Source organism: Propioniciclava sinopodophylli (assembly GCF_004324755.1).
GTDB classification, from domain to species: Bacteria; Actinomycetota; Actinomycetes; order Propionibacteriales; family Propionibacteriaceae; genus Propioniciclava; species Propioniciclava sinopodophylli.
Genome location: NZ_SDMQ01000011.1, coordinates 21,434 through 43,975, shown reverse-complemented (window position 1 = coordinate 43,975; position 22,542 = coordinate 21,434). Strand labels below are relative to the sequence as shown.

General features: G+C 68.3%; 24 protein-coding genes and 1 pseudogene. 8 read left to right on the top strand and 17 right to left on the bottom strand.

Going from position 1 to position 22,542, the window contains the following annotated elements; translation table 11 throughout:
• Positions 1 to 11: 11 nt before the first annotated feature.
• Genes ET989_RS11115 through ET989_RS11100 form a run of 4 tightly spaced genes read right to left on the bottom strand, consistent with a single transcriptional unit; the run spans position 12 to position 4,376 of the window.
• Positions 12 to 818 carry a putative hydro-lyase gene (locus tag ET989_RS11115; RefSeq protein ID WP_131168936.1) on the bottom strand — a complete coding sequence of 269 codons (807 nt, stop codon included), beginning with the start codon at positions 816 to 818 and terminating at the stop codon, positions 12 to 14.
• Positions 815 to 2,404, bottom strand: a complete 1,590-nt coding sequence (locus ET989_RS15615; protein ID WP_165490139.1) for a 5-oxoprolinase subunit B/C family protein — start codon at positions 2,402 to 2,404, stop codon at positions 815 to 817. The genes ET989_RS11115 and ET989_RS15615 overlap by 4 nt, the downstream gene beginning before the upstream one ends.
• Positions 2,401 to 3,162, bottom strand: a complete 762-nt coding sequence (locus ET989_RS11105) for a LamB/YcsF family protein (protein ID WP_206662320.1) — start codon at positions 3,160 to 3,162, stop codon at positions 2,401 to 2,403. The genes ET989_RS15615 and ET989_RS11105 overlap by 4 nt, the downstream gene beginning before the upstream one ends.
• A complete protein-coding gene (locus ET989_RS11100; protein WP_165490138.1) occupies positions 3,159 to 4,376 on the bottom strand; it encodes an NRAMP family divalent metal transporter in 1,218 nt (405 codons plus the stop codon). The genes ET989_RS11105 and ET989_RS11100 overlap by 4 nt, the downstream gene beginning before the upstream one ends.
• Positions 4,377 to 4,480: 104 nt before the next feature.
• Here ET989_RS11100 and ET989_RS11095 point away from each other — a divergent pair, with 104 nt between their 5' ends.
• The gene (locus ET989_RS11095) at positions 4,481 to 5,188 is read left to right on the top strand and encodes a GntR family transcriptional regulator (protein ID WP_131168932.1); all 708 of its coding nucleotides are present in this window, start codon (positions 4,481 to 4,483) and stop codon (positions 5,186 to 5,188) included.
• Between the two features lie 197 nt (positions 5,189 to 5,385).
• Here the strand turns inward: ET989_RS11095 and ET989_RS11090 are convergent, their stop codons facing one another.
• Complete coding sequence (locus tag ET989_RS11090; RefSeq protein ID WP_131168930.1) at positions 5,386 to 5,931, bottom strand: YceI family protein; 546 nt, start codon at positions 5,929 to 5,931, stop codon at positions 5,386 to 5,388.
• Between the two features lie 151 nt (positions 5,932 to 6,082).
• Here ET989_RS11090 and ET989_RS11085 point away from each other — a divergent pair, with 151 nt between their 5' ends.
• Positions 6,083 to 7,369: a citrate synthase gene (locus ET989_RS11085; RefSeq protein ID WP_131168928.1), complete on the top strand. Its 1,287-nt coding sequence runs from the start codon at positions 6,083 to 6,085 to the stop codon at positions 7,367 to 7,369.
• Positions 7,370 to 7,477: 108 nt separating this feature from the next.
• Here the strand turns inward: ET989_RS11085 and ET989_RS11080 are convergent, their stop codons facing one another.
• The 3 genes from ET989_RS11080 to ET989_RS11070 all read right to left on the bottom strand — a co-directional run bounded on the left by ET989_RS11080 (position 7,478) and on the right by ET989_RS11070 (position 9,651).
• Positions 7,478 to 8,116, bottom strand: a complete 639-nt coding sequence (locus ET989_RS11080) for a TetR/AcrR family transcriptional regulator (protein ID WP_131168926.1) — start codon at positions 8,114 to 8,116, stop codon at positions 7,478 to 7,480.
• Positions 8,113 to 8,994: a CPBP family intramembrane glutamic endopeptidase gene (locus tag ET989_RS11075; protein WP_165490137.1), complete on the bottom strand. Its 882-nt coding sequence runs from the start codon at positions 8,992 to 8,994 to the stop codon at positions 8,113 to 8,115. Before ET989_RS11075 ends, ET989_RS11080 begins: the two co-directional genes overlap by 4 nt.
• 144 nt (positions 8,995 to 9,138) lie before the next feature.
• Positions 9,139 to 9,651 carry a hypothetical protein gene (locus ET989_RS11070; protein WP_131168924.1) on the bottom strand — a complete coding sequence of 171 codons (513 nt, stop codon included), beginning with the start codon at positions 9,649 to 9,651 and terminating at the stop codon, positions 9,139 to 9,141.
• 48 nt (positions 9,652 to 9,699) lie between these two features.
• On the opposite strand from ET989_RS11070, the gene ET989_RS11065 reads away from it, so the two are divergent.
• The 4 genes and pseudogenes from ET989_RS11065 to ET989_RS11050 form a co-directional block, all read left to right on the top strand.
• On the top strand, positions 9,700 to 11,013 hold the full coding sequence (locus ET989_RS11065; RefSeq protein ID WP_131168922.1) for an aminotransferase-like domain-containing protein: 1,314 nt from the start codon (positions 9,700 to 9,702) through the stop codon (positions 11,011 to 11,013).
• 9 nt (positions 11,014 to 11,022) lie between these two features.
• Positions 11,023 to 11,988 (top strand): D-alanine--D-alanine ligase family protein, encoded by a 966-nt coding sequence (locus ET989_RS11060; RefSeq protein WP_131168919.1) that lies wholly within the window; start codon positions 11,023 to 11,025, stop codon positions 11,986 to 11,988.
• Positions 11,985 to 12,725 (top strand): SURF1 family protein, encoded by a 741-nt coding sequence (locus ET989_RS15610; RefSeq protein WP_131168916.1) that lies wholly within the window; start codon positions 11,985 to 11,987, stop codon positions 12,723 to 12,725. The genes ET989_RS11060 and ET989_RS15610 overlap by 4 nt, the downstream gene beginning before the upstream one ends.
• 44 nt (positions 12,726 to 12,769) lie before the next feature.
• A pseudogene (locus ET989_RS11050) lies at positions 12,770 to 13,102 on the top strand (DUF3817 domain-containing protein); the annotation flags it as partial.
• A gap of 61 nt (positions 13,103 to 13,163) precedes the next feature.
• On the opposite strand, the gene ET989_RS11045 reads toward ET989_RS11050, so the two are convergent.
• The 9 genes from ET989_RS11045 to rpmH all read right to left on the bottom strand — a co-directional run bounded on the left by ET989_RS11045 (position 13,164) and on the right by rpmH (position 19,185).
• Complete coding sequence (locus ET989_RS11045) at positions 13,164 to 14,108, bottom strand: ParB/RepB/Spo0J family partition protein (RefSeq protein WP_131168914.1); 945 nt, start codon at positions 14,106 to 14,108, stop codon at positions 13,164 to 13,166.
• Between the two features lie 14 nt (positions 14,109 to 14,122).
• Entirely contained in the window at positions 14,123 to 14,893 is a 771-nt protein-coding gene (locus tag ET989_RS11040) for a ParA family protein (protein ID WP_131168911.1), read from the bottom strand.
• 534 nt (positions 14,894 to 15,427) lie between these two features.
• Positions 15,428 to 16,081 (bottom strand): PhzF family phenazine biosynthesis protein, encoded by a 654-nt coding sequence (locus tag ET989_RS11035; RefSeq protein ID WP_131168909.1) that lies wholly within the window; start codon positions 16,079 to 16,081, stop codon positions 15,428 to 15,430.
• A 22-nt stretch (positions 16,082 to 16,103) separates the two neighbouring features.
• Positions 16,104 to 16,766: a 16S rRNA (guanine(527)-N(7))-methyltransferase RsmG gene (gene rsmG / locus ET989_RS11030; protein WP_131168907.1), complete on the bottom strand. Its 663-nt coding sequence runs from the start codon at positions 16,764 to 16,766 to the stop codon at positions 16,104 to 16,106.
• Positions 16,767 to 16,771: 5 nt separating this feature from the next.
• Positions 16,772 to 17,359, bottom strand: a complete 588-nt coding sequence (locus ET989_RS11025; RefSeq protein ID WP_131168905.1) for a Jag family protein — start codon at positions 17,357 to 17,359, stop codon at positions 16,772 to 16,774.
• A 5-nt stretch (positions 17,360 to 17,364) separates the two neighbouring features.
• Positions 17,365 to 18,423 (bottom strand): membrane protein insertase YidC, encoded by a 1,059-nt coding sequence (gene yidC / locus ET989_RS11020; RefSeq protein ID WP_131169052.1) that lies wholly within the window; start codon positions 18,421 to 18,423, stop codon positions 17,365 to 17,367.
• A 16-nt stretch (positions 18,424 to 18,439) separates the two neighbouring features.
• Entirely contained in the window at positions 18,440 to 18,679 is a 240-nt protein-coding gene (gene yidD / locus ET989_RS11015; protein WP_131168903.1) for a membrane protein insertion efficiency factor YidD, read from the bottom strand.
• A 10-nt stretch (positions 18,680 to 18,689) separates the two neighbouring features.
• Entirely contained in the window at positions 18,690 to 19,031 is a 342-nt protein-coding gene (gene rnpA, locus ET989_RS11010; protein ID WP_131168901.1) for a ribonuclease P protein component, read from the bottom strand.
• Positions 19,032 to 19,047: 16 nt separating this feature from the next.
• The gene (gene rpmH, locus ET989_RS11005; RefSeq protein ID WP_131168899.1) at positions 19,048 to 19,185 is read right to left on the bottom strand and encodes a 50S ribosomal protein L34; all 138 of its coding nucleotides are present in this window, start codon (positions 19,183 to 19,185) and stop codon (positions 19,048 to 19,050) included.
• 325 nt (positions 19,186 to 19,510) lie between these two features.
• Between rpmH and dnaA the strand changes: the two genes are divergently transcribed.
• Positions 19,511 to 20,896, top strand: coding sequence for a chromosomal replication initiator protein DnaA (gene dnaA, locus ET989_RS11000; RefSeq protein WP_131168897.1), 1,386 nt, complete (start codon positions 19,511 to 19,513; stop codon positions 20,894 to 20,896).
• Between the two features lie 484 nt (positions 20,897 to 21,380).
• A complete protein-coding gene (gene dnaN, locus ET989_RS10995; RefSeq protein WP_131168895.1) occupies positions 21,381 to 22,541 on the top strand; it encodes a DNA polymerase III subunit beta in 1,161 nt (386 codons plus the stop codon).
• The last annotated feature ends 1 nt before the right edge of the window (position 22,542 follow it).

Sequence of the window (22,542 nt, the reverse complement as noted above, 5' to 3'; positions counted from 1 at the left end):
TTGGTTACTGGTCAGGGGATCTGGTACTCGTCGTCCCGGGCATCGGTGATGAGCATGAAACCGGGCGCATGGGTGATGGCGAGCTCAGGGCGCGTCTCCATGACCATGGCTTGGGGGGTGACCCCACACGCCCAAAAGACCGGAACGTCGCCGGGGAGGATGACGGGCGGGTCGCCGTAGTCGGGTTCCTCAAGCCGGCGGATGCCGAGAGCGGCGGGGTTGCCGATGTGGACGGGGGCGCCATGCACGGCCGGGTACCTGGACGTGATTCGAACTGCATCGGCGACCCTGTTCGCCGGAATGGGGCGCATGGACACGACCAGGGGGCCACTGAAGCGTCCGGCGGGTCGGCAGCGCGTTGACGTGACGTACATCGGGACGTTCCGGTTTGCTTCCGCGTGGCGAAGTGGGACGCCCGCAGCCGCGAGTGGGTGCTCGAACGTGAAGCTGCACCCGATCAGGAAGGACACCAGGTCGTCGCGCCAGTACGGGGTCGCGTCGGGAACTTCGGCAACCAGGCGGCCCTCTCGGTAGACGCGATACTGGGGAGCGTCGGTGCGAACGTCGCCATCCAGGATGGGGCCGTCGAACTGTCCTGGCTCCAGGACATCCAGTACAGGGCAAGGCTTGGGATTGCGCTGCGCGTAGAGGAGAAAATCGAACGCGTCGTCCTTGGGGACACACAGAAGATTGGCTTGGGTGAATCCGGCTGCCCATCCGGTCGTGGGCACTTGGAGACCCCCTCGGAACATGAGTCGGGCCTGGGCAGGAGCCAGTTCTCCCGGGTTGGCCGGGGCCACAGGCGAGTTCTGCGTCATGGGGTTCTCCGTTTCAGGACGAATCGCACGACCTGGCCCGGTCGAGCTTGGGCGAGGCGGTCCGAGGCAGTCTCGGTGAGCACCCCGATGACTGGGTAGCCACCCGTGACGGGATGGTCGCTTCCGAACACCACGGGCTGACCACTGGGAGGTATCTGGATGGAACCGCGCATCACGCCTTCGCTAGGCAGTTCAACCCCTTCGAAACCTTGCGCTCGGCTGAGCGGCAGCCCCTCCAACCGCACACCGATCCGGTCACACTGGGCGCTGACGTGCCAGGTGCTGGCGAGGAGTTGTTCGGTCCCACCGAACCAGTCGGCCCGCGGGCCAGGGATGACTTCGAGTGTCAACTCCGACGAACTCGGGGTGACGATGGGGTGATCGCCCCGTACCTCGGGATGTGGAGGGGTAGGCCCCAAGGGGAGGCAGGCTCCGACCGTAACCTTGCCGGTGCCGATCTTCGCGAGAGTGTCCGCCGAGCGCGAACCAAGGATGGGCGGGACTGTTAGCCCACCGGAGATCGCGACGTAGGTCCGCAAACCCGCAAGCGGTGTGCCCAGGGCGAGTTCGTCTCCCGGCGAGAGGTACAGGCGCTGTCCATGGGCTGCCACCTTGCCGTTCACTGTCAGGGGTGCGAGCGCACCGGTCGTTGCCACGACCGAAGGGGCGTTGAGTCGCAGCTTCAGGCCGCCCATCACCACCTCGAACAGCGCCGCCTCAGGCTCGTTTCCCACCAGACGGTTGGCCATTGCCGCGGATGCGCGGTCCGCTGCCCCTGCTCGTCCGACGCCGACGTGCTTCCATCCACTCCGGCCGGAGTCCTCAATGAGCGTGAGAGCACCGATTGCGAGAACCGTCACCGAGCGCTCCGGATCGAGCTCGTCAACCTCAGCAAGGTCGACCTCAGTCGTTGCTCCCGGACGTTCGGTCCGGATGGCCGGCCCTGCGTCGAAGAAGCGAACTGTGGCTCCTGGTTGGAGCAAGGCGGGTGGGGTGCGGTTGATATCCCACAGGCTTTCCGTGGTGTGGCCCAGGATCTGCCAGCCACCCGGGGAGGAGCGTGGATAAATGCCGGAGAACGATCCGGCCAGTCCCACGGCCCCCGCCGGCACCGACGTGCGGGGGATGTCGCGCCGCGGGACGTCCAGTCGAGGATCTCCGTCCACCAGGTAGGCGAACCCGGGCGCAAAGCCTCCGAACCCGACACGCCAGGGTGTGCCGGTATGAGCGGCAATCACTTCGGCCGAACTGAGGCCCACCAGACGTGCAACCTCCTCGAGGTCAGGCCCGTCGTAGTGCACACCGATGTCAATCATGGGGGCCGCGGTGGCTGCCGTATCGCCCGGAGCGGGCACCGACAGGGTCGTCACAAGGCGCTCCACAAGGTGTCGAACGGCTGCCAGCGTCTTGGGCGATCGCGTTGCGACAAGGAGCGTCTGTGCGGCTGGGACGACGTCCTCGATCTGAAGGTCGGAGTCGAACACATGGGTGCGTACCTTGGCGTCCAGGGCCAACACTTCATCCAGGTCGCCCAACTCCACGAGGAGCGCGCGTTCCCCGCAGGCCAGCACCCGAAAGGTGGTCACGGTGCGAACGGGGCGAGGGTGACGCCCGCAGCCAGGAGTGCTGACCTCACCTGGGCTGCAGCGTTCACCGCACCCGGTGTGTCGCCGTGGATGCAAATGGAGTCGGCGCGGAGTTCGATGTCCGTACCGTCGATCGCAGCGACCCGTCCCTCCACGACCAGGCGGACCATGCGGGCCGCCACGACTGCCGGATCATGGAGGACCGCACCCGGGTGGCGCCGCGAGACCAAGGTGCCATCCGCGTTGTAAGCCCGATCGGCAAATGCCTCCTCCTTGGTGGGCAAGCCCGCCGCGTCGGCCAGCGCAAGAAACACAGAGCCCGGCAAGCCCAACACAGGGAGGCGGTCGTCGAACGCTCGGACGGCGTCGACCACAGCCTTGGCCTGCTCCTCATGGTGCACGATCGTGTTGTAGAGCGCCCCGTGAGGCTTGACGTAAGCCAGTCGCGTGCCCGCTGTCCGACAAAGGGCGTCAAGGGCACCCAGTTGATACACGACGTCGGCCGTGAGCTCGGCAGGCGAAACATCCATGAAGCGACGTCCAAAGCCAATGAGGTCTCGGTATGAGGGGTGGGCACCCACCACGACATTCCGCCGGGCAGCGGTCGCCACGGTCGCCTGCGTGGTCAACGGATCTCCCGCGTGGAACCCGCAGGCCACGTTTGCGGAAGTCACGAGGCTCAACATCGCGTCGTCATCACCCATGGTCCAAACGCCCAGGGACTCACCGAGATCGGCGTTGAGGTCAATCGCCATCATGACCACAGACCTGCCAGACCCGAGAGGGACTGGATCCCGAGCCACAGCGTCAACAGCCAGGCGATCACCCCGACCACCAGCAGCCACTTGGGGTAGACGTAACCCTGAAGCAGGTCGCGCCGCCGCCAGGCGACCCAGAGGATCACAGTGAAGCCGATGGGCAGGATCAGGCCGTTGAACGCGCCGGCAAAGATCAGCAACTGCACAGGCGCCTGTCCCAGAACCAGATAGAGGATCGTTCCAAGCGCGATGAAGGCGACCACCAGCAAGTTGCGCGTACGTTCGGGCGTCCGTTGGGTGGTGAGGAAGGTGACCGACGTGTACGAGGCCCCGATCACAGAGGTGATGGCCGCAGCCCAGAAGATGACGCCGAACACCACCTGCCCGAAGTCGCCGGCCGCGTGCTGGAAGGCTGAGGCAGCCGGGTTCTTCGGATCCAGCTGAGCCCCGGAAGCGACGACGCCGAAGATTGCCAGGAAGAGCACAACCCGCATCACCCCGGTCACGATGATCCCGGTGATCGAGCTTCGCCCGATCGCTAGCGCGTTGGAGGGTCCTGTTGTACCGGAGTCAATGAGTCGGTGCGCGCCGGCGTAGGTGATGTAGCCGCCGACCGTGCCTCCAATCAGGGTGGTGATGACCAAGACATCGATCTGGCTCGGCGCAACCGAATTGATGAGAACCTCCCCCACCGGTGGAGCCGTGGTGATCGCAATCCACGCGGTCATGACGATCATCACGATGCCGAGAAAGACCACGATCCGGTCCAGCATCGGCCCCGCAGACTTCATCATGAAGAGCACAATCGCCAGCACTGCAGAGACGGTGGCGCCGATCCGCGGATCAAGGCCCCCCAGCATCGCCTGAACACCCAAGCCGGTTCCTGAGATGTTCCCGATGTTGAAGACCATTCCGCCCACCACGACGAGCACGGAAAGGACCCATCCCAACCCCTTGGCAGTCGCGTTCCCCAGTTCGTTCGCGCGCAGGCCCGACACCCCCAAGACGCGCCACACGTTCTGTTGGATCGCGATGTCCACCAGGATCGACACCAGAATCGCGAACGCGAACGCCGCACCCAGCCGCGCCGTGAAGGCAGTCGTCTGGGTGATGAACCCGGGGCCGATGGCGCTGGTGGCCATCAGGAACATTGCCCCCAACAGGGCCGAGCGCGGCTTGCGTGTTGCTGAGCCAGTCGACACTTCGCCAGCCATGTGCTCCCCTCGATTCCGTCGCCGAAGACGCCGTCGCGCTTCGATGCCTGGACATTAGGGGATTGTTGAACAATTTGACAAGGGTTGATTGCTAGGCTGGACCGATGTCCACGGCTACTCTCACCAACTCGGCGTCCGCCCACACCGAACTCCCCTTGCCGGCCGCCGAGCGGGTGGCGGACGCGCTCCGGGACCAGATCATCGAGGGTGCCCTGTCCTCGGGCGTGCGGCTCACCGAGGAACTCGTCGCGGAGCGCTTGGACGTGTCGCGCAACACAGTGCGAGAGGCCTTCTTGATCCTCGCATCGGAGGGGCTGGTCGTCCGCCGGGCCAATCGCGGCGTGTTCGTCGCCGAGGCCACCGCTGAACTCGTCCGTGATCTCTACGCGGTTCGTCTGTTCACCGAGCCAGCAGCCGTGCTCTGGGGCACGCTCACGCCTGAACGTCTCGGGCGGATGCGGCGGGCCAGTGAACGTGCCAGCGCTGCCGCCGAGGCGGGTGATATCAGGGCCATGCGAAGTGCGAATCAGGACTTCCATCGCGAAATCGTTGGGCTCACGGAGAGCCCCCGCACGCAACGCTGGTTCGCTACACGCTTGGCGGAGATGTGGCTGGCGTTCAATGCCATCGGTGAGCAACGCGACTTCCACCTTCCGTACGTGGCCCGCAATCGAGGAATCCTCGAATCGCTTGAGGCCGGAGACCGCGGCGCGGCGGCGGAAGAACTCCGACGGTACCTGGAGGAGGCGCGCGACGACTTGCTCGCCCGCCTGGCCGAGGCCATGGATCAGGCAAGAACCAGACGGTCGTAACGCCGATTGGGTCACGGTGGCGGTTGCGACCATCCATCGCGCGCCCGAATGACACCCCTGTGATTTGTCCCCAGATGTGGGAAACGCTGTGGACAACCTCTGGACGCACGCGAGCCCCGTCCAGAAGGACGGGGCTCGAGGCGTCCGATCGGGGCACCCACCCCCAGGGCCGCGGATCGGAGGCTCAGAACGGCAGGTCAGGCCTGCTTGATGGCCGACACCTCGAACTCGAGGGTGACCTTGTCGGCGACCAGGAAGCCGCCGGTCTCGAGCGCGGCGTTCCAGGTCAGGCCGAAGTCGGCGCGGGAGATGTCCGCGGAGCCCTCGAAGCCGATGCGCTCGTTTCCGAAGGGATCCTTGGCGGCGCCCTGGAACTCGAACGGGATCGTGACGGACTTGGTGGTGCCACGGATGGTGAGGTCACCGGTCACGTCGACGACGTCGCCCTTGACGGCGAAGTCCGTGCCGCGGAAGGTGATCTCCGGGTAGGTCTCGACATCGAGGAAGTCGCCGGAGCGGACGTGGGCGTCGCGGTCGGCGTTGCGGGTGTTGATGGAGCCGGCCTTGATGTCGACGTTCAGGGTCGACGCGGACGGGTTGGCGCCGTCGATGGTCGCGGTGCCGGTGTACTCCTCGAAGGAGCCGCGGACCTTGGTGACCATCGCGTGGCGGGTCACGAAGCCGATGGCGGTGTGCGACGGGTCGAGGACGTAGGTCCCCTGGAGCTCGGTGAGCTGCGACATGATGTTTGTCCTCTCGTTTGCTTGCAGGATCAACCATACCCACCTGATGCTTGAAGTGTCAACTACTTGCCCACATCCTATTTTGGCTTCGCCTCAGACCCTCCCTGTAGTGTGGCGCCTGAGCTACGAGACTGCCTCAAGGAGGAGTTCAATGACGACCCCTGCCACGTTCACCGCCGGTGACAAGAACCTGGAATTGCCGTTCGTCCAAGCCACCCAGGGCAACAACGGGTACGACATCAGCAAGCTGATGGCGCAGACCGGAGACACGACGTTCGACATCGGCTTCGCCAACACTGCGGTGTGCAAGTCGGCCATCACCTACATCGACGGTGACGCCGGCGTCCTGCAGTACCGGGGCTACCCCATCGAGCAGCTGGCCGAGAAGTCGACCTTCCTCGAGACCTCCTACCTCGTGCTCTACGGCGAGCTCCCGACCAAGGAGCAGCTGGAGGACTTCACGGAGAAGGTCGCCAACCACATGGTGATCGACGAGCGCATCCGCGAGATGTTCCGCATCTTCCCGCGCCGCTCGCACCCGATGCCCGTGCTGTCCGCCGGCGTGACGGCCCTCGGCCTGTTCTCGCAGGACACCATCGGCTTCGACGACGACAGGATCGACGCCGCCACCCACCGCCTCATGGCGAAGGTGCCGACGATCGCGGCCTACTCGTACAAGAACTCGATCGGCATGCCGACTCTGTACCCCGACTATTCCCTGAGCTACGTCGAGAACTTCCTCCGCATGTCCTTCGGCACCGTCAGCCAGCCGTACGAGCTGGACGACGAGGTCGTCAAGGCCATGGAGGTCCTGCTGATCCTGCACGCCGACCACGAGCAGAACTGCTCCACCTCGACCGTGCGCCTCGTCGGCTCCGCCCAGACGAACCTGTACCAGTCGGTCTCGTCGGGCGTGAACGCCCTGTACGGTCCGCTGCACGGCGGCGCCAACCAGGCCGTCCTCGAGATGCTGGACGACATCGCCGACCGCGGCATCTCCGTCAAGGACTACGTCAACAAGGTCAAGGACAAGAGCTCCAACGAGCGCCTCATGGGCTTCGGGCACCGCGTGTACAAGAACTACGACCCGCGCGCGGCCATCATCAAGAAGCACGCGGACGCCATCCTGCGCAACCGCGCCGGCGGCAACGACCGGCTGCTCGACATCGCCCTGGAGCTCGAAGAGGCCGCCCTGAGCGACCCGTACTTCGTCGAGCGCAAGCTCTACCCGAACGTGGACTTCTACACGGGTCTGATCTACCGCGCCATGGGCTTCCCCACCGACATGTTCACCGTGCTCTTCGCGATCGGCCGCCTCCCCGGCTGGATCGCCCAGTGGCGCGAGATGATCAAGGATCCGGCCAACAAGATCGGCCGTCCGCGCCAGATCTACATCGGTCACACCGAGCGCGACTACGTCGCGATGGACGCTCGCTGATCAACGAACCCGCGAGGGGGCTGGCCGCAAGGCCGGCCCCCTTCGGCTTTCCCGGGCGGGTTCCCCTGAAGCGCCACTTGGCGTTCCGGTTGGCCCCACTCCGGGCGTTCAGCTGAGCGGGCCGACACGCCATCCCGCGACCATGGCGTCCAGGCCGCGGGTGAACTCCTCGTCGGGCTGCCAGCCGTACCCGGACGTCATCGCCGTCACCACGTGAGGATGCGTCTCGGGCGTGAGCGCCCCGTGGACCTGTTCCGGCGGGACGCCCGGGCCGCCCACGGGTTCGCGCACCTCGCCGGCCACCTTGCCGACGGTGTAGCCGACGAGGCAGTCAAGCAGCTTCATGGCCTCGGCGGGCGGCAGGCCGGCGGAATCCAGCCAGCCGAGCGCCCGCTCGACGAGCGTCAGCATGTGGGGCGTCGCCACCGGACGCGTGGCGACGATGGAGACGAGCTTCGGGTGGGCCAGCAGCTCGCCCCGCAGCGCGTGGAAGATCGAGGTCACGACCTGCTGCCAGGTGGCGTCGGCGTCCGGCTCCTCCAGGACGGTGCGCGCCCAGACGGTGTCCACCACCGCGTCGAACAGGGCGGCCTTGTTGGGCAGGTGGTGGTAGACGGCCATCGGGTCGACCTTGAGGGCGGCGCCGAGGCGGCGCATGGAGAAGGCGTCCGGGCCGTCGCGGTCGAGCAGGTCGATCGCGGCGGCCACGATCTGCTCCCGCGAGAGCAGCGGACGCGCAGGGCTCATCCGATCGCCCGCCCCGGGCGGGTGAGGAACAGCTCACGGTCGCGCCACACCACGACCACGCAAACTACCAGCAGGATCGCCGTCTGGATCACCTTGGTGTCGGGGTGCGTCTGCCACAGCTCGTTGCCGAAGTTCGCGACCAGGTGGAACAGGATCGTGAGCGGGATGTTGCGCCCGCTGCGGTAGTAGACCCAGTTCATCAGGATGACGAACGGGAACACCGACAGCCCGAAGTTCAGCGACGCCAGCCAGCCGGTCTCGACGACCTCGGCCTGGTAGAGGCCCTCGATCGTCGCCAACGGCACGTGCCAGAGGAACCAGATGACGCCGAACACCAGCGAGCTGCGCAGCACCGTCCAGCGGGACGCCAGTGCATCGGTGCCGTACGAGTGCCAGGCCAGTTCCTCCAGGACGGGGGCGAGCGCAAGCGTCAGCCACGCGGGGACCAGGCCGCCGCCGGTGAAGCTGTACCCGTCGCGGAACAGGAACTGGTCGGGTGAGTACCCGAACAGCAGCGAGATCCCGGTGCCCAGCAGCAGCGCGCCCGGGAGCACCAGGACCGCGACCGCCCACGCCCACCAGCGCACCTCCCCCACATTGGTCAGCCGGCGCCAGACGTCGGCGCGCAGCACGGCGTCCGGCCACACCATCGCGAACGCGACGGCGATCGGCGCGCACAGCCCGGCCAGGGCGAGCAGCGCGACGAGCACCGGGTGATCGCCCTGCCGGGAGAGGGCGCCGGCGAGCAGCCACAACGCCCACGGGATGGCAGTGGCCAGGGCGAAGAACAGCCACGGGCGACGGTAGCGGCCGACGACCGGGGCGACGTGGGTGGGCGCCACGGGCGCGGCGGGGTGGGAGACAGCGTCGTTGAGCATGGGCACCACGGTATTTCTACACTGTAGACCTTGCATGCGGGTTCCCCCTCGGCCAACCCTGTGGGCACCCGCAGGGACGACACTCGACGCCCCCGGAGATGGTCGGGCGGGGCGTCGAGCTTCTGTGGAGCAGGGTGGAAGCGGTCAGGACCCGGGGCGTCCGGAACGATTGGCCGGGGCCGGACGGGCCGGCCGCACCAATCGCCCCACCAGGTCGGCGACGCCGCGGACCGCCTCGGGCACGCGGAGCGTGCGGCGCAGGTCCATGCGCCACTGGCGCCCGGCGACCGACTCGGTGAAGCCGAGCTTGTCCAGGAACGCACCGGGCAGGTGCCGGCAGTCGGGGACGCCGAACGTGCCGGGCGCGACCAGGCACGACACCCGGCGGGTGGTCAGCGCGGCGGCCGCGCGGTGCACGAGCTGGGTGCCGATGAGCTCGCGCACGTCCTCGCGGCGCACCCAGGCCTGGACGACCACCACGGCCCCCTGCGGGTAGGGCCCACCGAGCTCGGACGCCGACGCCGCGGCCAGCACCCCCACGACCGCACCGTCGCGGACCGCCTTCCAGCCGAAGGTCGCGCCCTGCGGCACGCGCCCGCACCACGGGCAGGCGAGGGTGCGCAGGTCGACGCTGTCGAGTGCCACCAGTGAACGCACCGTTCGCCTCCTTTGGGAGCTTCACCCGCGAGGTGGGAGAATGGCCGGGTGAGCTCTCTCGAACCGTCCCGCCGCGACACGCGGCTGGATCCCTACATCGACCAGTATGCAGATCGCACCGGTTCCATGACGGTGTCGGCGGTACGAGCTCTCTTCGCCGTCGCCAACCGCCCCGAGGTGGTGTCGCTGGCCGGCGGCATGCCCAACATCGCCGACCTGCCGCTCGCGGACCTCGGAGCGTCCTTCGACCAGCTGATCCAGACCAAGGGCGTCCAGGCCATGCAGTACGGCTCGGGCCAGGGCGAGCTGTTCATGCGCGAGAAGATCGTCGAGGTGATGGCCGAGGAGGCGATCACCGCCAACCCGGACGACGTCGTGATCACGTGCGGCTCGCAGCAGGCCCTCGACCTGGTCACCCGCATCTTCATCGACCCGGGCGACGTCATCCTCGCCGAGGCGCCCAGCTACGTCGGCGCCATGGGCACGTTCAACGCCTACCAGGCGCAGATCCACCACGTGGAGATGGACGAGGACGGCCTCCTGCCGGACGCCCTGCGCCAAGCCGTGGTCGCCCTGCGCGCCGCGGGCAAGGCGGTGAAGTTCCTCTACACGATCCCGAACTTCAACAACCCCACGGGCATCACGCAGCCCCTGGAGCGGCGCCGCGAGGTGCTGGCGGTGGCCCGCGAGCTCGGCGTCCTGGTCGTCGAGGACAACCCGTACGGCCTTCTGACCATCGAGGGCGAGCCGATCGATGCGATGCGCTCGATGGATCCCGAGGTCATCTACCTCGGATCCTTCTCCAAGACGTTCGCGCCGGGCTTCCGGGTGGGCTGGGTGCTGGCGCCCCACGCCGTCCGCGAGCGCCTCACCATCGCGCAGGAGGCAGCCGTCCTCTCCCCGCCGGTGTTCAGCCAGTTCGCCATCGCGAACTACCTCGACAACTTCGACTGGCGCGGCCAGATCGCCACGTTCCGCAGCATGTACCAAGCAAGACGCGACGCCATGCTCGACGGCCTCAGCGCCCACATGCCCACCGGCACGACGTGGACCAGCCCCAACGGCGGCTTCTTCGTCTGGGTCACCCTGCCCGAGGGGCTCGACTCGCAGGCGCTGCTGCCCCGCGCGGTCAACGAGCGCGTCGCGTACGTCCCCGGCACGGCGTTCTACGCCGACGGGTTCGGCAGCCGGAACATGCGCCTGTCGTACTGCTTCCCGACACCGGAGCGCATCTACGAGGGCACCCGCCGGCTCGGCAAGGCGATCGCCGACGAGCTTGAGATGCACGCCACCTTCGGCCTCGACACCGGCGAGCATCGCCACACCGACCGCAACCTCGGCCCCGCGCCGGACGTCTCGTAAGGAACACACGTGACCGACAACGTCATCGTCCTCGCCGGTGGGCTCTCCCACGAGCGCGACGTCTCGCTGCGCTCCGGGCGCCGCGTGGCCCAGGCCCTGCGCGACACCGGCCACACCGTCCTCGAGGCTGACGTGAACGCCTCCCTGCTGGACACCATCGCCGCCGTGGCGGACCCGGTGGTCTTCCCCGTCCTCCACGGCGGGGCCGGCGAGGACGGCGCCCTCCGCTCGGTGTTCGACCTGCTCGACATCCGTTATGTGGGGTCGACCGGGCCGGCGTCCCGCATCGCGTTCGACAAGGCCGTGAGCACGCCGGTCGTCGCCGCCCGCGCCGCCGGCTTCCGGACGCCGCGGCAGTCGTCCCTGCCCCACGACATGTTCCGCGAGCTGGGCGCCGCCAACCTGATCGCCGCGCTCGGCGAGCAGATCGGCTTCCCGATGATGGTCAAACCCGCCCGCAGCGGGTCGGCCCTGGGATGCACGAAGGTGACGCAGGCGTCCGAGCTGCCGGCCGCCATCGTGGCCGCGTTCGCCTACGGTGACATCGCGATCGTGGAGGAGTTCATCGAAGGCGTCGAGGTGGCCGTGTCGGTCATCGACACCGGCGGGGGCCCCCGCGCGCTGCCCGCGGTCGAGATCCGCCCGCGCTCGGGGGTCTACGACTACACGGCCCGCTACACCGCCGGCGAGACCCGCTTCGTCACGCCGGCCGACCTGTCGGACGCCGAGGCCGCCCGCTGCGCCGAGCTTGCCCTCGCGGCCCACGAGGCCCTCGGCCTGCGCGACCTCTCGCGCACCGACCTGATCGTCCGCGACGGCGAGCCCGTGTTCATCGAGGTGAACGTTGCCCCCGGCATGACGGAGACATCGCTGCTGCCGCTCGCCATCGAGGCCTCGGACGCCTCGTTCGCCGAGGTGTGCGCTGCCTTGGTCCGGGTGGCCAGGCAGCGCTCGGGGGATACCGACCTGCCATGAGCACGCGCCTGAAGCAGATCCTGATCATCGTCGGCGCCGCGATCGTGGCCCTCGGGATGGTCTTCTTGGGCCTGTGGCAGATGCAGGTGTTCGTCGACAAGGGCAACAAGACCGTCCAGGACCGGGCGGCCCAGGCCCCCGTGCCGCTGGAGGACCACCTCGGTTCGGCCGGTGCCGTGGGCGACATCTACGGCAAGAAGGTGACCTTCTCCGGCGAATACGTGCCCGACCAGCAGGTCTTGATCCCCGCTGAGGGCGGGTACCGCGTCCTGGCGGCGTTCGAGGTGCACGACGGGCGGATCCTGCCCGTGGTGCGTGGCGTGGCCGCGGACGAGGCGTCCATCACTCCCCCGCCCAGCGGCCAGGTCACCGAGACCGGCCTGTTCCTGCCCGGCGAGGGTGACGTGAAGGACGAGCGCAACATCCTTGTCGACGCCCCGGACGGCCAGCTGGCGTCGGTGCGCATGCCGTCGCTGGCCCAACTGTGGCCGCAGCAGCTCGTGCCCGGCTTCGTGACGCTGGACGCCCCCGACGCGGCCGCCCAAGGGCTCACCCAGGCGCCCGTCAGCTTGCCGACCGGCGAAGGATCGGCCCAGAACAGTGGCTATGCCCTGCAATGGTGGGTGTTCGCCGCCTTCGGGATGGGCATGGCCATCAAGATCGCCCACGCGATGGGCGTCAAGGAACGCAAGGCCGCGGAGGCGGCGCTCAAGGAAACCAGGAAGGACCACGCATGAGCATGTCGCTCGACGACAGCCCCATCGACGTCGAGGAGTTGCCCGGCATCCGCGGCGCGCTCCTGCGCTACCGCGTGATGGCGTGGGTGGTTGGCGTCCTTCTGGTCGTGCTGGTCGTGGTCGGCATGCCCCTGAAGTACCTCGGCGGCAACGACGCCGTGGTGATCGCCACCGGAGTGCCCCACGGCTGGCTCTACATGGTCCTGCTGATCACTGCCTACGACCTCGGACGGCGCGTGCGGTGGCCCTGGCTACGGCTGATCCTGATCGCCGCCGCGGGCACCGTGCCGTTCCTGTCGTTCGTGGCCGAGCACTACGCCACCCAGGACGTCCGCGCCCGGATCGGGACCGTCCGGGAGACGTCAGCCGCGTCCTGACAAGGCGGAGTGGCCCCGCGCGGTGCGCCGGGGCCACTCCTCCGTATGACTATTTGTCGATTTATACCTCAGTGGACACCCCGTCCCTGAGGACGGTGAGAATCCGCTCGAGGTCGTCCTCGCCGGCGAACTCGATGGTGATGCGGCCCTTGTTGCGCCCGATCTGCACGTTGACCCGGGTGTCCAGGGTGTCGGTGAGCACTTCGGACAGCTGGCTGGCCCGCGGGGACGGCGTCCGGACGGTGGGGCTGCGCCGCGCCTTCTCGGGCCGCTCCCCCATCGCCACGATCTCCTCGACGCTGCGGACGCTGAGCCCCTCCGCCACGATGCGCTGGGCCAGCCGCTCCTGCTGGACAGGGTCGTGCACCATGAGGAGCGCGCGGGCGTGACCCGCGGAGAGGACGCCGGCCGCCACCCTCCGCTGGACGGGCGCCGGCAGGCGCAGAAGGCGGATGGTGTTGGAGATCTGCGGGCGGGAGCGCTTGATGCGGGACGCCAACTCCTCCTGTGTGCAGCCGAAGTCATCGAGCATCTGCTGGTAGGCCGCGGCCTCCTCGAGCGGGTTGAGCTGCACGCGGTGGAGGTTCTCCAGGAGGGCGTCACGGAGGAGGTCGTGCTCGGCGGTGTCGCGGATGATCGCGGGAATTGTCGACAAACCTGCTTTGCGGGTCGCCCGGAGGCGGCGCTCACCCATCACGAGCTCGTAGTCGTTCCCCACGCGACGCACGACCACCGGCTGCAGGAGCCCCACCTCGCGGATGGACTCAACCAGCTCGTGCAGGTCTTCCTCGTCGAAGACCTGACGTGGCTGGCGCGGGTTCGCTGTGATGCGGTCGACGGCGATCTCCGCGAAGGCCGCTCCGGCGGGTGCCTCGACGAGTTCCTTGTTCTGGTGCGCCGCCGCGGTGGGCGTCCCCGGGTCGTCCGGCGTCGATTCGGGGGTCGTCGGGCGGATCAGGTCGCCCAACCCGCGTCCCAGCCCGCTGCGCTGACGTGGTGCTGCCATGGTGTTCCTCTCGGTCAGAAGCCGGTTGCGCCGCGTTCGGCGATCTCCTGGGCGGCGGAGACGTACGCCTGCGCGCCCACGGAGTTGAGTTGATAGGTGACGACGGTCTGCCCGTAGGACGGCGCCTCGGCCACACGCACGGAACGCGGGATCACCGTCCTCAGCGTCTCCCGCTCGAAGTGCTTGCGGACCTCGTCGGCAACCTGCGCGGACAGGTTGGTGCGTCCGTCGTACATCGTGAGGAGCACGGTGGACAGCACCAGGGTGTCGTTCAGGCGTCCTTTGACCAAATTGATCGTCTTGAGCAGTTGGGTGACGCCCTCAAGCGCGTAGTACTCGCACTGGATCGGGATCATGATTTCATGCGCCGCTACGAGGGCGTTGAGGGTGAGGAGGCCGAGCGAGGGCGGGCAGTCGATGATGACGTAGTCCACGTAGTAGTGGTCAAAGAACCCATCCAGCGCGGTCTTGAGGCGGGTTTCACGTGAAACGGTCGCGACAAGGCCGATCTCGGCCCCTGCAAGATCGATCGTGGCAGGAAGCACCCAAACCCCAGGGAGGTCCGGGCACCGGGCAAGCGCGTCGATCAGGGGGTGCTGGTCGACCAATACCTCATAGGTCCCGACCGTCCCTTCGCTGTGCTCGACGCCCAGCGCGGTGGAGGCATTGCCTTGCGGGTCGATGTCGATCACCATGACCTTGAGGCCGCCCTGGGCGAGTCCGGCCGCGATGTTGACCGCTGTGGTCGTCTTGCCGACGCCACCCTTTTGGTTGGCGACGACCATGATGCGCGGTGAGCCTGGCTGGGGGAGTGAGGGTGTTTCACGTGAAACACCAACCGCGAGATCATCTGGTGCCTCCGGCCCGCCGGCATCGTGCTCTGGCACAGCGAAGGCCGCCCGGCGCGGGGCCGTGGGGGAGTGGGTCACAAGACAACATCCTTCCGAGACGCACGCGAACCCGTTCAATCTACCGGAGTCGTTCTGACTAAAGTGCGAGCCCCGCCTGCGAGAGCCGCAACAAATGACGGCGGGAGTCCTTGGGTCGAAGCCACTGGGTGCTGACTTGGAGCGCGCGCGATCAACTCCACCGCAGGCGAGACGCGATCGTGGCCGACCTGGCCGCCACAAGGCTGTACCCAGCCCTCGCCGCACACCAGGAGCTTGAGCGTCCCGGCCGCCGGAGCGGTGACCTCGGCGCACCCAACCCAAACCCTCGGCGCTGTGTAGGCAAGCCCTCGGCGCTGTGTAGGCAAGCCCTCGACGGTGAATATAGCTATCTAGCTATTCCTCGGTTTGTCGATATAGGTGTTCGCCGCTTTATCGGTCCATCACTACGTCGCCACTCAAAGCGGCCTTGCCGAGATGGGTCGGTCCCGCCGCGAGGCGGGAGCCTGCCCCCTGGTGAATGCGCACCGGGCGGTTCAGCTCAGCGGCGAGCAGCATGGCCGCGCCCCCGGTGGCCTCGTCCTCGGTGATGCCGGCCGCCTGCAAAAAGGCCCGGGCGCGGACGACGCCCGAGGCCTCGTCCAGCCACGCCCAGACGTAGTGGTGGGAGTCCGCCCAGGGCGCATAGGCGTCCACCTCAGCAGGGGAGCCCACCTGGCGCAGTTCCACGCCCGGAATCCAAGCCGGGTCTCCCAGCACGGTGGCGCCCTGCCTGGTCGCGACGACGTGGATGGTGCCCGCGTCGCAGGTCAGCGAGTGCACCTCGTGGCCCAGCGCGTCCAACAGCCACGCAGCCCCCACGGCGGGGTGGCCGGCGAAGCGCACCTTCATGGCGGGGGTGAAGATGCGGATGCGGCCGGTAGCGACGTCGTCGATGAAGACGGTCTCGCTGAAACCGCGGTCCCGGGCCCGCTCCTGGCAGAGCTCGTCGGACCAGTCGGCGGTGTCGAGGTAGACGCCGAGGAAGTCCCCGAAGCGGCCGTCGGGATCGGTGAAGACGCGGAGGACATGGTCGACAGAAGGCATGCCCCCGACCCTAGGCCACCGGTCAGCGGGACGCGACGACCAGCCAGGTGGGGTCGGCGCCCTCGTGCGTCGTCACCGACGCCACGGACGCCGTGAGCCGATGCCGCTTGAGGTCGGCAGCGGCTGCCGCCACCTCGTCGGGAGCCGAGGCTCCCTTCAGCGCGACGATGGTGCCGTGCTCGCGGAGCAACGGCGCGCTCCAGCCCAGGAGGCGGGGGAGCGGGGCCACCGCCCGGCTCGTCACGGCGTCGTAGCGGTCGTGGTGGCCGAGCGGGTCGTTGTCACCGGCGGGGACGGCGCGTCCGCGCACCACGACGACCCGGTCGCCCAGGCCCAGTTCGGCGACGACCTCGGTGAGGAAGGTCGCCCGGCGCAGCAGCGGTTCGAGCAGGCTCACGTGGAGGTCCGGGCGGGCCAGCGCCAGCGGGATGCCCGGCAGGCCGGCGCCGCTGCCGACGTCCACGACGCGCGCCGACGCCGGGATGGCCTCGCCGACGGCGACGCTGTTGAGCACGTGGCGATCCCAGATGCGGTCCACCTCGCGGGGCCCCATCAGGCCCCACTCGGTGCCCTTGGTCGCCAACAGCCGCGCGTAGACGTCCGCGCGGCCGGCCTCGTCCCCGAACACGGACGCCGCGGCCGGATGGGCCGCGGCGTCAGGTGCGTCGGGCCCTGAAAGACCCATGGGTGTCAGCCCTTGGGCAGGACGACCACGCGGCGGTTGGGCTCCTCGCCCTCCGACTCGCTGGCGAGGCCGGCGGCGGCGACCGCGTCGTGGACGATCTTGCGCTGGTACGGGTTCATGGGGGCGAGGCGGACGGACTCGCCGCTCTCCTGCACCTCGGCGATGGCGTCGCCGGCGAGGTCCTGGAGGGTGGCCCGCTGGCGGTCGCGATAGCCGGCGACGTCCAGCATCAGCCGGGAGCGGTGGCCGGTCTCGGTCATGACGGCGAGGCGGGCGAGCTCCTGGAGGGCGTCCAGCACCTCGCCGTCCTTGCCGACCAGCGCATCCGAGTCGGTGATGATCGAGACGTGGGCACGACCGCCCTCGTTGAAGGTGTCGATGTCGCCGTCGAGGTCGGCGATGTCGAGCAGCTCCTCGAGGTAGTCGGCGGCGATCTCGCCCTCGTTGTTCAGGGCCTCCTCGCGCTTGCTGACGCGGGGGGCGTCCGTCGCCTCGTCGGCCGGCTCCTCGGCGGCGTCGGCGGCCACGATGGGCTCGCTCGACTCGACGCCGTCGGTGGCCTCGGCCGTGATGACGTGGGTGTCCTCGCTCATGGGTTTCACTCCTTCGTGGGCTCCCCCGACGGGCGGGGGCGGGCCTGCTTACGGTTGGCGCGCGTCTGGCGGTTGGGCTGCTGCCGCCTCACGCGCTGGTTGGTCGAGCCGTCGGCGTCCGCCTTCTCGGTGGACGCGGGGGCGGCGGTGCTGCCGCCGGTGCCCTGGCGCGCGACCTGGGTCGGGTCGCCGGCGGCCACGGGGCCGGTGCGCTTGCGGCGCACCTTGGCGGTGCGCTGACGGATGATCTCGGCCGGGTCCTTGCCCTTGGCGCGCATCCGCTCCTCCCAGTCGATGAAGGCCGGGGTGTTCGGGGTCGGGTTGTTGTGGATGAGCAGGTACTGCTGTCCGATCGTCCACAGGTTCGAGGCGAGCCAGTAGATCATCACGCCGATGGGGAACGCGACACCGGTGAACAGGTAGATCGCCGGGAAGAGGTACAGCATCATCTTCTGCTGCTGGGCGAAGGGGCCCTCGAGCGCCTCCGGCGGCATGTTCTTGCGCATCAGCATGAGCTGCATGAAGAACAGCGAGGCGGTCATGGTGATGATGAGGAACACGGCGACGAACAGCGTCGGGCCGATCACGAAGCCGTTCTGGCTCAGCGTGGCCGAGATCTTGGCCCCGAAGATCGTCGACTCGCGCAGCGAATCGACCAGGTCGGGCCGCGTCACGAACCAGTGGCCCTTCGGCAAGCCGGTCGCCGCGCCGTTCAGCACGTAGAACAGGCCGAGGAAGACGGGCATCTGCAGCAGCAGCGGCAAGCAGGACGCGGCGGGGTTGACCCCCTCCTCCTTGTACAGCTTCATGACCTCCTGGCCGTACCGCTCGCGGTCGGAGCCGTACTTCTCCTGGAGGGCGCGCGCCTTGGGGGCGACCAGCTGCATGGCCCGGGAGCTGTTGATCTGCCGCACGAACAGCGGGATCATCAGCGTCCGCACCAGGACGGTCAGCGAGACGATCGACAGGACCCACGTCCACCCCGAGTTCGGGTCGAGAACGAGGCTCCACAGCTGGTGGGCGCCGACGAGGATGCCCGACATGACCCAGTAGATGGGCTGCATGAGCGTGTCGAGGAATTCAAGCACGATGCACCTTCTGTGCGTCGGTGGCCGGCACGGGGTCGTAACCGCCGAGCGACCAGGGATGGCAGCGCACGAGGCGCCTCAGGGTGAGCCAGGTGCCCTTGATGGACCCGTGGGCGCGGATGGCGTCCAGCGAGTAGGCCGAGCACGTGGGGTGGAACTTGCACACGTCGCCGTACAGGGGGCTGATGACCGCGCGGTAGATCTTCAGCAGGCCGATGAGCACGTGTTTCATGCCGCCGCCCTCACGACGCGCGGCCGAGCTTGGCCACCGCGGACGCCCACGCCGAGGCGAAGTCGTCGGCCAGGGGGCCGGACGCCGCGGGTGCGAGCGCGCGCACGACCACGTCCAGGGGGACGGGGGTCGAGGGGAGCGAGCCGGCGACCAGGTGCCGGAGGCGCCGTTTGACCCGGTTGCGGGTCACGGCGTTGCCGACGGCCTTGGACACGACAAAGCCCGCCCGTGACGGCGGGCCCTGCTTGGTGCGTGCGTGCAGCACGAGCGTCGGCCTGCCCACCCGGATGCCACTGCGCACCACGGAGCGGAACTCGTCCGAGGCGCGCAGTCGGTGCGGGGCGGGCAACACCGCGATCGCGGGTCAGTCAGCCTGCGAGCTCGACGCGACCCTTGCGGCGGCGAGCCGCCAGGATCGCGCGACCGGCGCGGGTGCGCATGCGGAGGCGGAAACCATGGGTGCGGCTGCGACGCCGGTTGCTCGGCTGGAAAGTGCGCTTGCTCACGCCAATCTCCTCATTCTGTGACCACGGGTGCGGATCGGCTGTGCCCACGTGGACACAGGCGTCGCCCTGGGCGGCGACTGTCCAACGATACGCGGCGAACCCGGATCGGGGCAAGCTGACGCCTCGGGGCGTCCGAGTCGAGCCGACACGCCGATGACTCCCAAGACGTGAGCCGGGGCATTTGCCGGGCCCCTCCGCTTGCGGCTAGCGTGGCTCTCCACGGCCGACGCAGTGCACCCCCGCTGTCGGGGCGCGTCGCACATCGTGCATAGTTGTCCACACCGTGTGGACAGTGATGTGGACGAACGACCAAGGGAAGTGATTCATGACCCAGGACGGCACCGGTGCCCTCACGGGGGCATGGCACCAGGTGTGTGAGCTGGCCGGCACTCCCATCAAGCCCTGGGTGAAGGCCGCCAAGCCCCTGGCCCTGCACGAGTCGACCCTGGTGATCGCCGTCCCGAACGACTTCTCCCGCGAGCGCGTCGCCGTCAGGCACCGCGACTGGATCGAGTCGACGCTGGCCGGCCACTTCGGGCGTCCGATCCACCTCGCCGTCTCCGTCGACCCGTCGCTGGAGACTGACCTGGAGGACGCCACGGCGTCCCCCGAGCTGCCGCTGGACGCCCCCACGCTCGGCATGGGTGCCGCACCCGTGCCGGGCGCTTCGAACGGCGACCGGCTGAACCCGAAGTACACGTTCGAGAACTTCGTCATCGGGTCGTCGAACCGGTTCGCCCACGCGGCCGCGGTGGCCGTGGCGGAGGCGCCGGGCAAGTCTTACAACCCGCTGATGATCTACGGCCCCTCGGGGTTGGGCAAGACCCACCTGCTGCACGGCATCGGCCACTACGTGCGCCAGTACTTCCCGCAGGTGCGGGTGAAGTACGTCTCCACCGAGGAGCTCACGAACGACTTCATCAACGCGATCTCGGAGAACCGGACGGTGGAGTTCCGGAAGACGTATCGCGACATAGACGTCCTGCTGATCGACGACATCCAGTTCCTGGAGAGCAAGATCCAGACGCAGGAGGAGTTCTTCCACACGTTCAACACGCTGCACAACGCGCAGAAGCAGATCGTGATGACGTCCGACCGCCCGCCGAAGGCGCTGGAGGCCCTGGAGCCCCGCCTGCGGAGCCGGTTCGAGTGGGGCCTGCTCACCGACATCCAGCCGCCCGACCTGGAGACGCGCATCGCGATCCTGCGGAAGAAGGCGACGTCGGAGCACCTGTCGGCCACGCCCGAGGTGCTGGAGTTCATCGCCGGCAAGATCGCGACGAACATCCGCGAGCTCGAGGGCGCGTTGATCCGTGTCACGGCGTTCGCGTCGCTGAACCACCAGCCGGTCGACATGCGCCTGGCCGAGGAAGTGCTGAAGGACCTCATCCCCGAGGGGGTCGAGGCCCAGATCACGCCGCCGCTGATCATGAGCCAGACGGCGAACTACTTCAACATCACCGTGGACGACCTGTGCGGCCCGGCCCGCACGCACGTCCTGGTCACGGCCCGACAGATCGCGATGTACCTGTGCCGCGAGCTCACCGACTTCTCGCTGCCCGCCATCGGACGCCTCTTCGGCGGCCGCGACCACACGACGGTCATGCACGCGAACAAGAAGATCCGCCAGCTGATGGCCGAGCGCCGCACGATCTACAACCAGGTCACCGAGCTCACCAACCGCATCAAGCAGGCCGCCTCCGCCCGCTGATAGCCCTACCCCACCTTCTCCGCCGACAGCCCCGGTCCTTCCTGCCGAGGGCCCCTGCTTCGCGCGTCGACAGCCCCCGTCAGGGGCTGTGGGCGGACGGAACCGGGGCCCTCGGCGCGTGAGGCCGGGGCTCTCGGCGGATGGGGGGCTGGGGAAGTTCTCCCCAACAAACCTGTGGACAAGTTGGGTCAGGTGTGGACAGGGAGAACGGGCCGGATCGGGCTCCACAAATCCTCCCCGTGTAGTTTCGACTTGCCCACACACCCGTCCGAGGCGAAACGCCGAGGTGACAGCGGGGGATGGTGGTTGTCCACCTGATCCACATCCGTGATGACGATGAAGAGTAGTTAGACATCTCCTTCTCCTAAACCTCACGAACCAGCCCGGGTGTGGGCAACCGGAAGCCGGTCGGCCATCACGATAGGATCGGACAGCAGCCGCCTGCGCACCCACGGGTGCGTGCCGTAACGACCTGGGAGCATCAGTGAAGATTCGTGTCGAGCGTGACGTCCTGGCCGACGCCGTCCAGTGGGTGGCGCGCAGCCTGCCGAACCGGCCGAGCGTCCCGATCCTGGCGGGCCTTCGGATCGCGGCGTCCGGCAACCAGGTGCTGCTGTCGAGCTTTGACTACGAGACCTCCGCGAAGGTGGCCGTGACCGCCGACGTCCACGACGAGGGCGTGGCGCTCGTGTCGGGCCGCCTGCTGGCCGACATCGCCCGCAGCCTCCCCGCCAAGCCGGTCGACCTGGTCGCCGACAACTCCAAGATGGAGATCACCTGCGGCTCCGCGCGCTTCACCCTGCAGCTCCTGCCGGTGGGTGAGTACCCCGACCTGCCCGAGATGCCCGTCTCCACCGGCACGATCACCCCCGAGACGTTCGCTCAGGCCGTCTCGCAGGTGGTCGTGGCGGCCGGACGCGACGAGCTGCTGCCCGTGTTCACCGGCGTCCGCCTCGAGATCGAGGGCGACACCCTCTCGCTACTGGCCACCGACCGCTACCGCATGGCGCTCAAAGAGCTCCCCTGGAGCCCGACCTCACGCAACACCGAGGCCGCCGCGCTCGTGCCCGCCAAGGTGCTCGCCGAGTCGTCCAAGTCCATGACGGCCGGCGAGAAGATCTCCCTCAGCCTGTCAGCAGGCGACGGGGGCGACGGCCTCATCGGCTTCGAGGGCGAGGGCACCAACGGCGTCCGCCAGATCACGACCCGCCTGCTGGACGGGGAGTTCCCGAAGGTGCGCCACCTGATGAACGTGCAGCCGAGCGTGACCGTCCGCGCAAACACGGGCGAGATCGTCGCCGCCGTGAAGCGCGTTGCGCTGGTCGCCGAGCGCAACACGTCCCTGCGCATGGTGATCGCCGACGACCACATCACGCTCGAGGCCGCCACCGGCGACCAGGCCCAGGCCGTCGAGGCCGTGGAGGCGACCGTCGTGGACGAGACCGGCAACGGCCTGTCGATGACCGCGGCCGGCTTCAACCCCCACTACCTGCTGGACGCCCTGAACGCCCTCGACACCCCCTACGTGAACTTCGCGTTCACCGCGCCCGGCAAGCCCTGCCTGCTGACGCCGCTGGTCGAGATCGACGGAGAGCCGTTGCCCGACTACAAGCACGTCATCATGCTGATGCGCCTGCCGCAGTGAC

Bases quoted from the DNA above. Each gene is read 5' to 3' on its own strand.
- ET989_RS11115 (WP_131168936.1), bottom strand. From the start codon at position 818: ATGACGCAGAACTCGCCTGTGGCCCCGGCCAACCCGGGAGAACTGGCT.
- ET989_RS11105 (WP_206662320.1), bottom strand. From the start codon at position 3,162: ATGATGGCGATTGACCTCAACGCCGATCTCGGTGAGTCCCTGGGCGTT.
- ET989_RS11100 (WP_165490138.1), bottom strand. From the start codon at position 4,376: ATGGCTGGCGAAGTGTCGACTGGCTCAGCAACACGCAAGCCGCGCTCG.
- ET989_RS11095 (WP_131168932.1), top strand. From the start codon at position 4,481: ATGTCCACGGCTACTCTCACCAACTCGGCGTCCGCCCACACCGAACTC.
- ET989_RS11090 (WP_131168930.1), bottom strand. From the start codon at position 5,931: ATGTCGCAGCTCACCGAGCTCCAGGGGACCTACGTCCTCGACCCGTCG.
- ET989_RS11085 (WP_131168928.1), top strand. From the start codon at position 6,083: ATGACGACCCCTGCCACGTTCACCGCCGGTGACAAGAACCTGGAATTG.
- ET989_RS11080 (WP_131168926.1), bottom strand. From the start codon at position 8,116: ATGAGCCCTGCGCGTCCGCTGCTCTCGCGGGAGCAGATCGTGGCCGCC.
- ET989_RS11075 (WP_165490137.1), bottom strand. From the start codon at position 8,994: ATGCTCAACGACGCTGTCTCCCACCCCGCCGCGCCCGTGGCGCCCACC.
- ET989_RS15610 (WP_131168916.1), top strand. From the start codon at position 11,985: ATGAGCACGCGCCTGAAGCAGATCCTGATCATCGTCGGCGCCGCGATC.
- ET989_RS11045 (WP_131168914.1), bottom strand. From the start codon at position 14,108: ATGGCAGCACCACGTCAGCGCAGCGGGCTGGGACGCGGGTTGGGCGAC.
- ET989_RS11040 (WP_131168911.1), bottom strand. From the start codon at position 14,893: ATGGTCGTCGCCAACCAAAAGGGTGGCGTCGGCAAGACGACCACAGCG.
- ET989_RS11035 (WP_131168909.1), bottom strand. From the start codon at position 16,081: ATGCCTTCTGTCGACCATGTCCTCCGCGTCTTCACCGATCCCGACGGC.
- rsmG (WP_131168907.1), bottom strand. From the start codon at position 16,766: ATGGGTCTTTCAGGGCCCGACGCACCTGACGCCGCGGCCCATCCGGCC.
- ET989_RS11025 (WP_131168905.1), bottom strand. From the start codon at position 17,359: ATGAGCGAGGACACCCACGTCATCACGGCCGAGGCCACCGACGGCGTC.
- yidC (WP_131169052.1), bottom strand. From the start codon at position 18,423: ATGCAGCCCATCTACTGGGTCATGTCGGGCATCCTCGTCGGCGCCCAC.
- yidD (WP_131168903.1), bottom strand. From the start codon at position 18,679: ATGAAACACGTGCTCATCGGCCTGCTGAAGATCTACCGCGCGGTCATC.
- dnaA (WP_131168897.1), top strand. From the start codon at position 19,511: ATGACCCAGGACGGCACCGGTGCCCTCACGGGGGCATGGCACCAGGTG.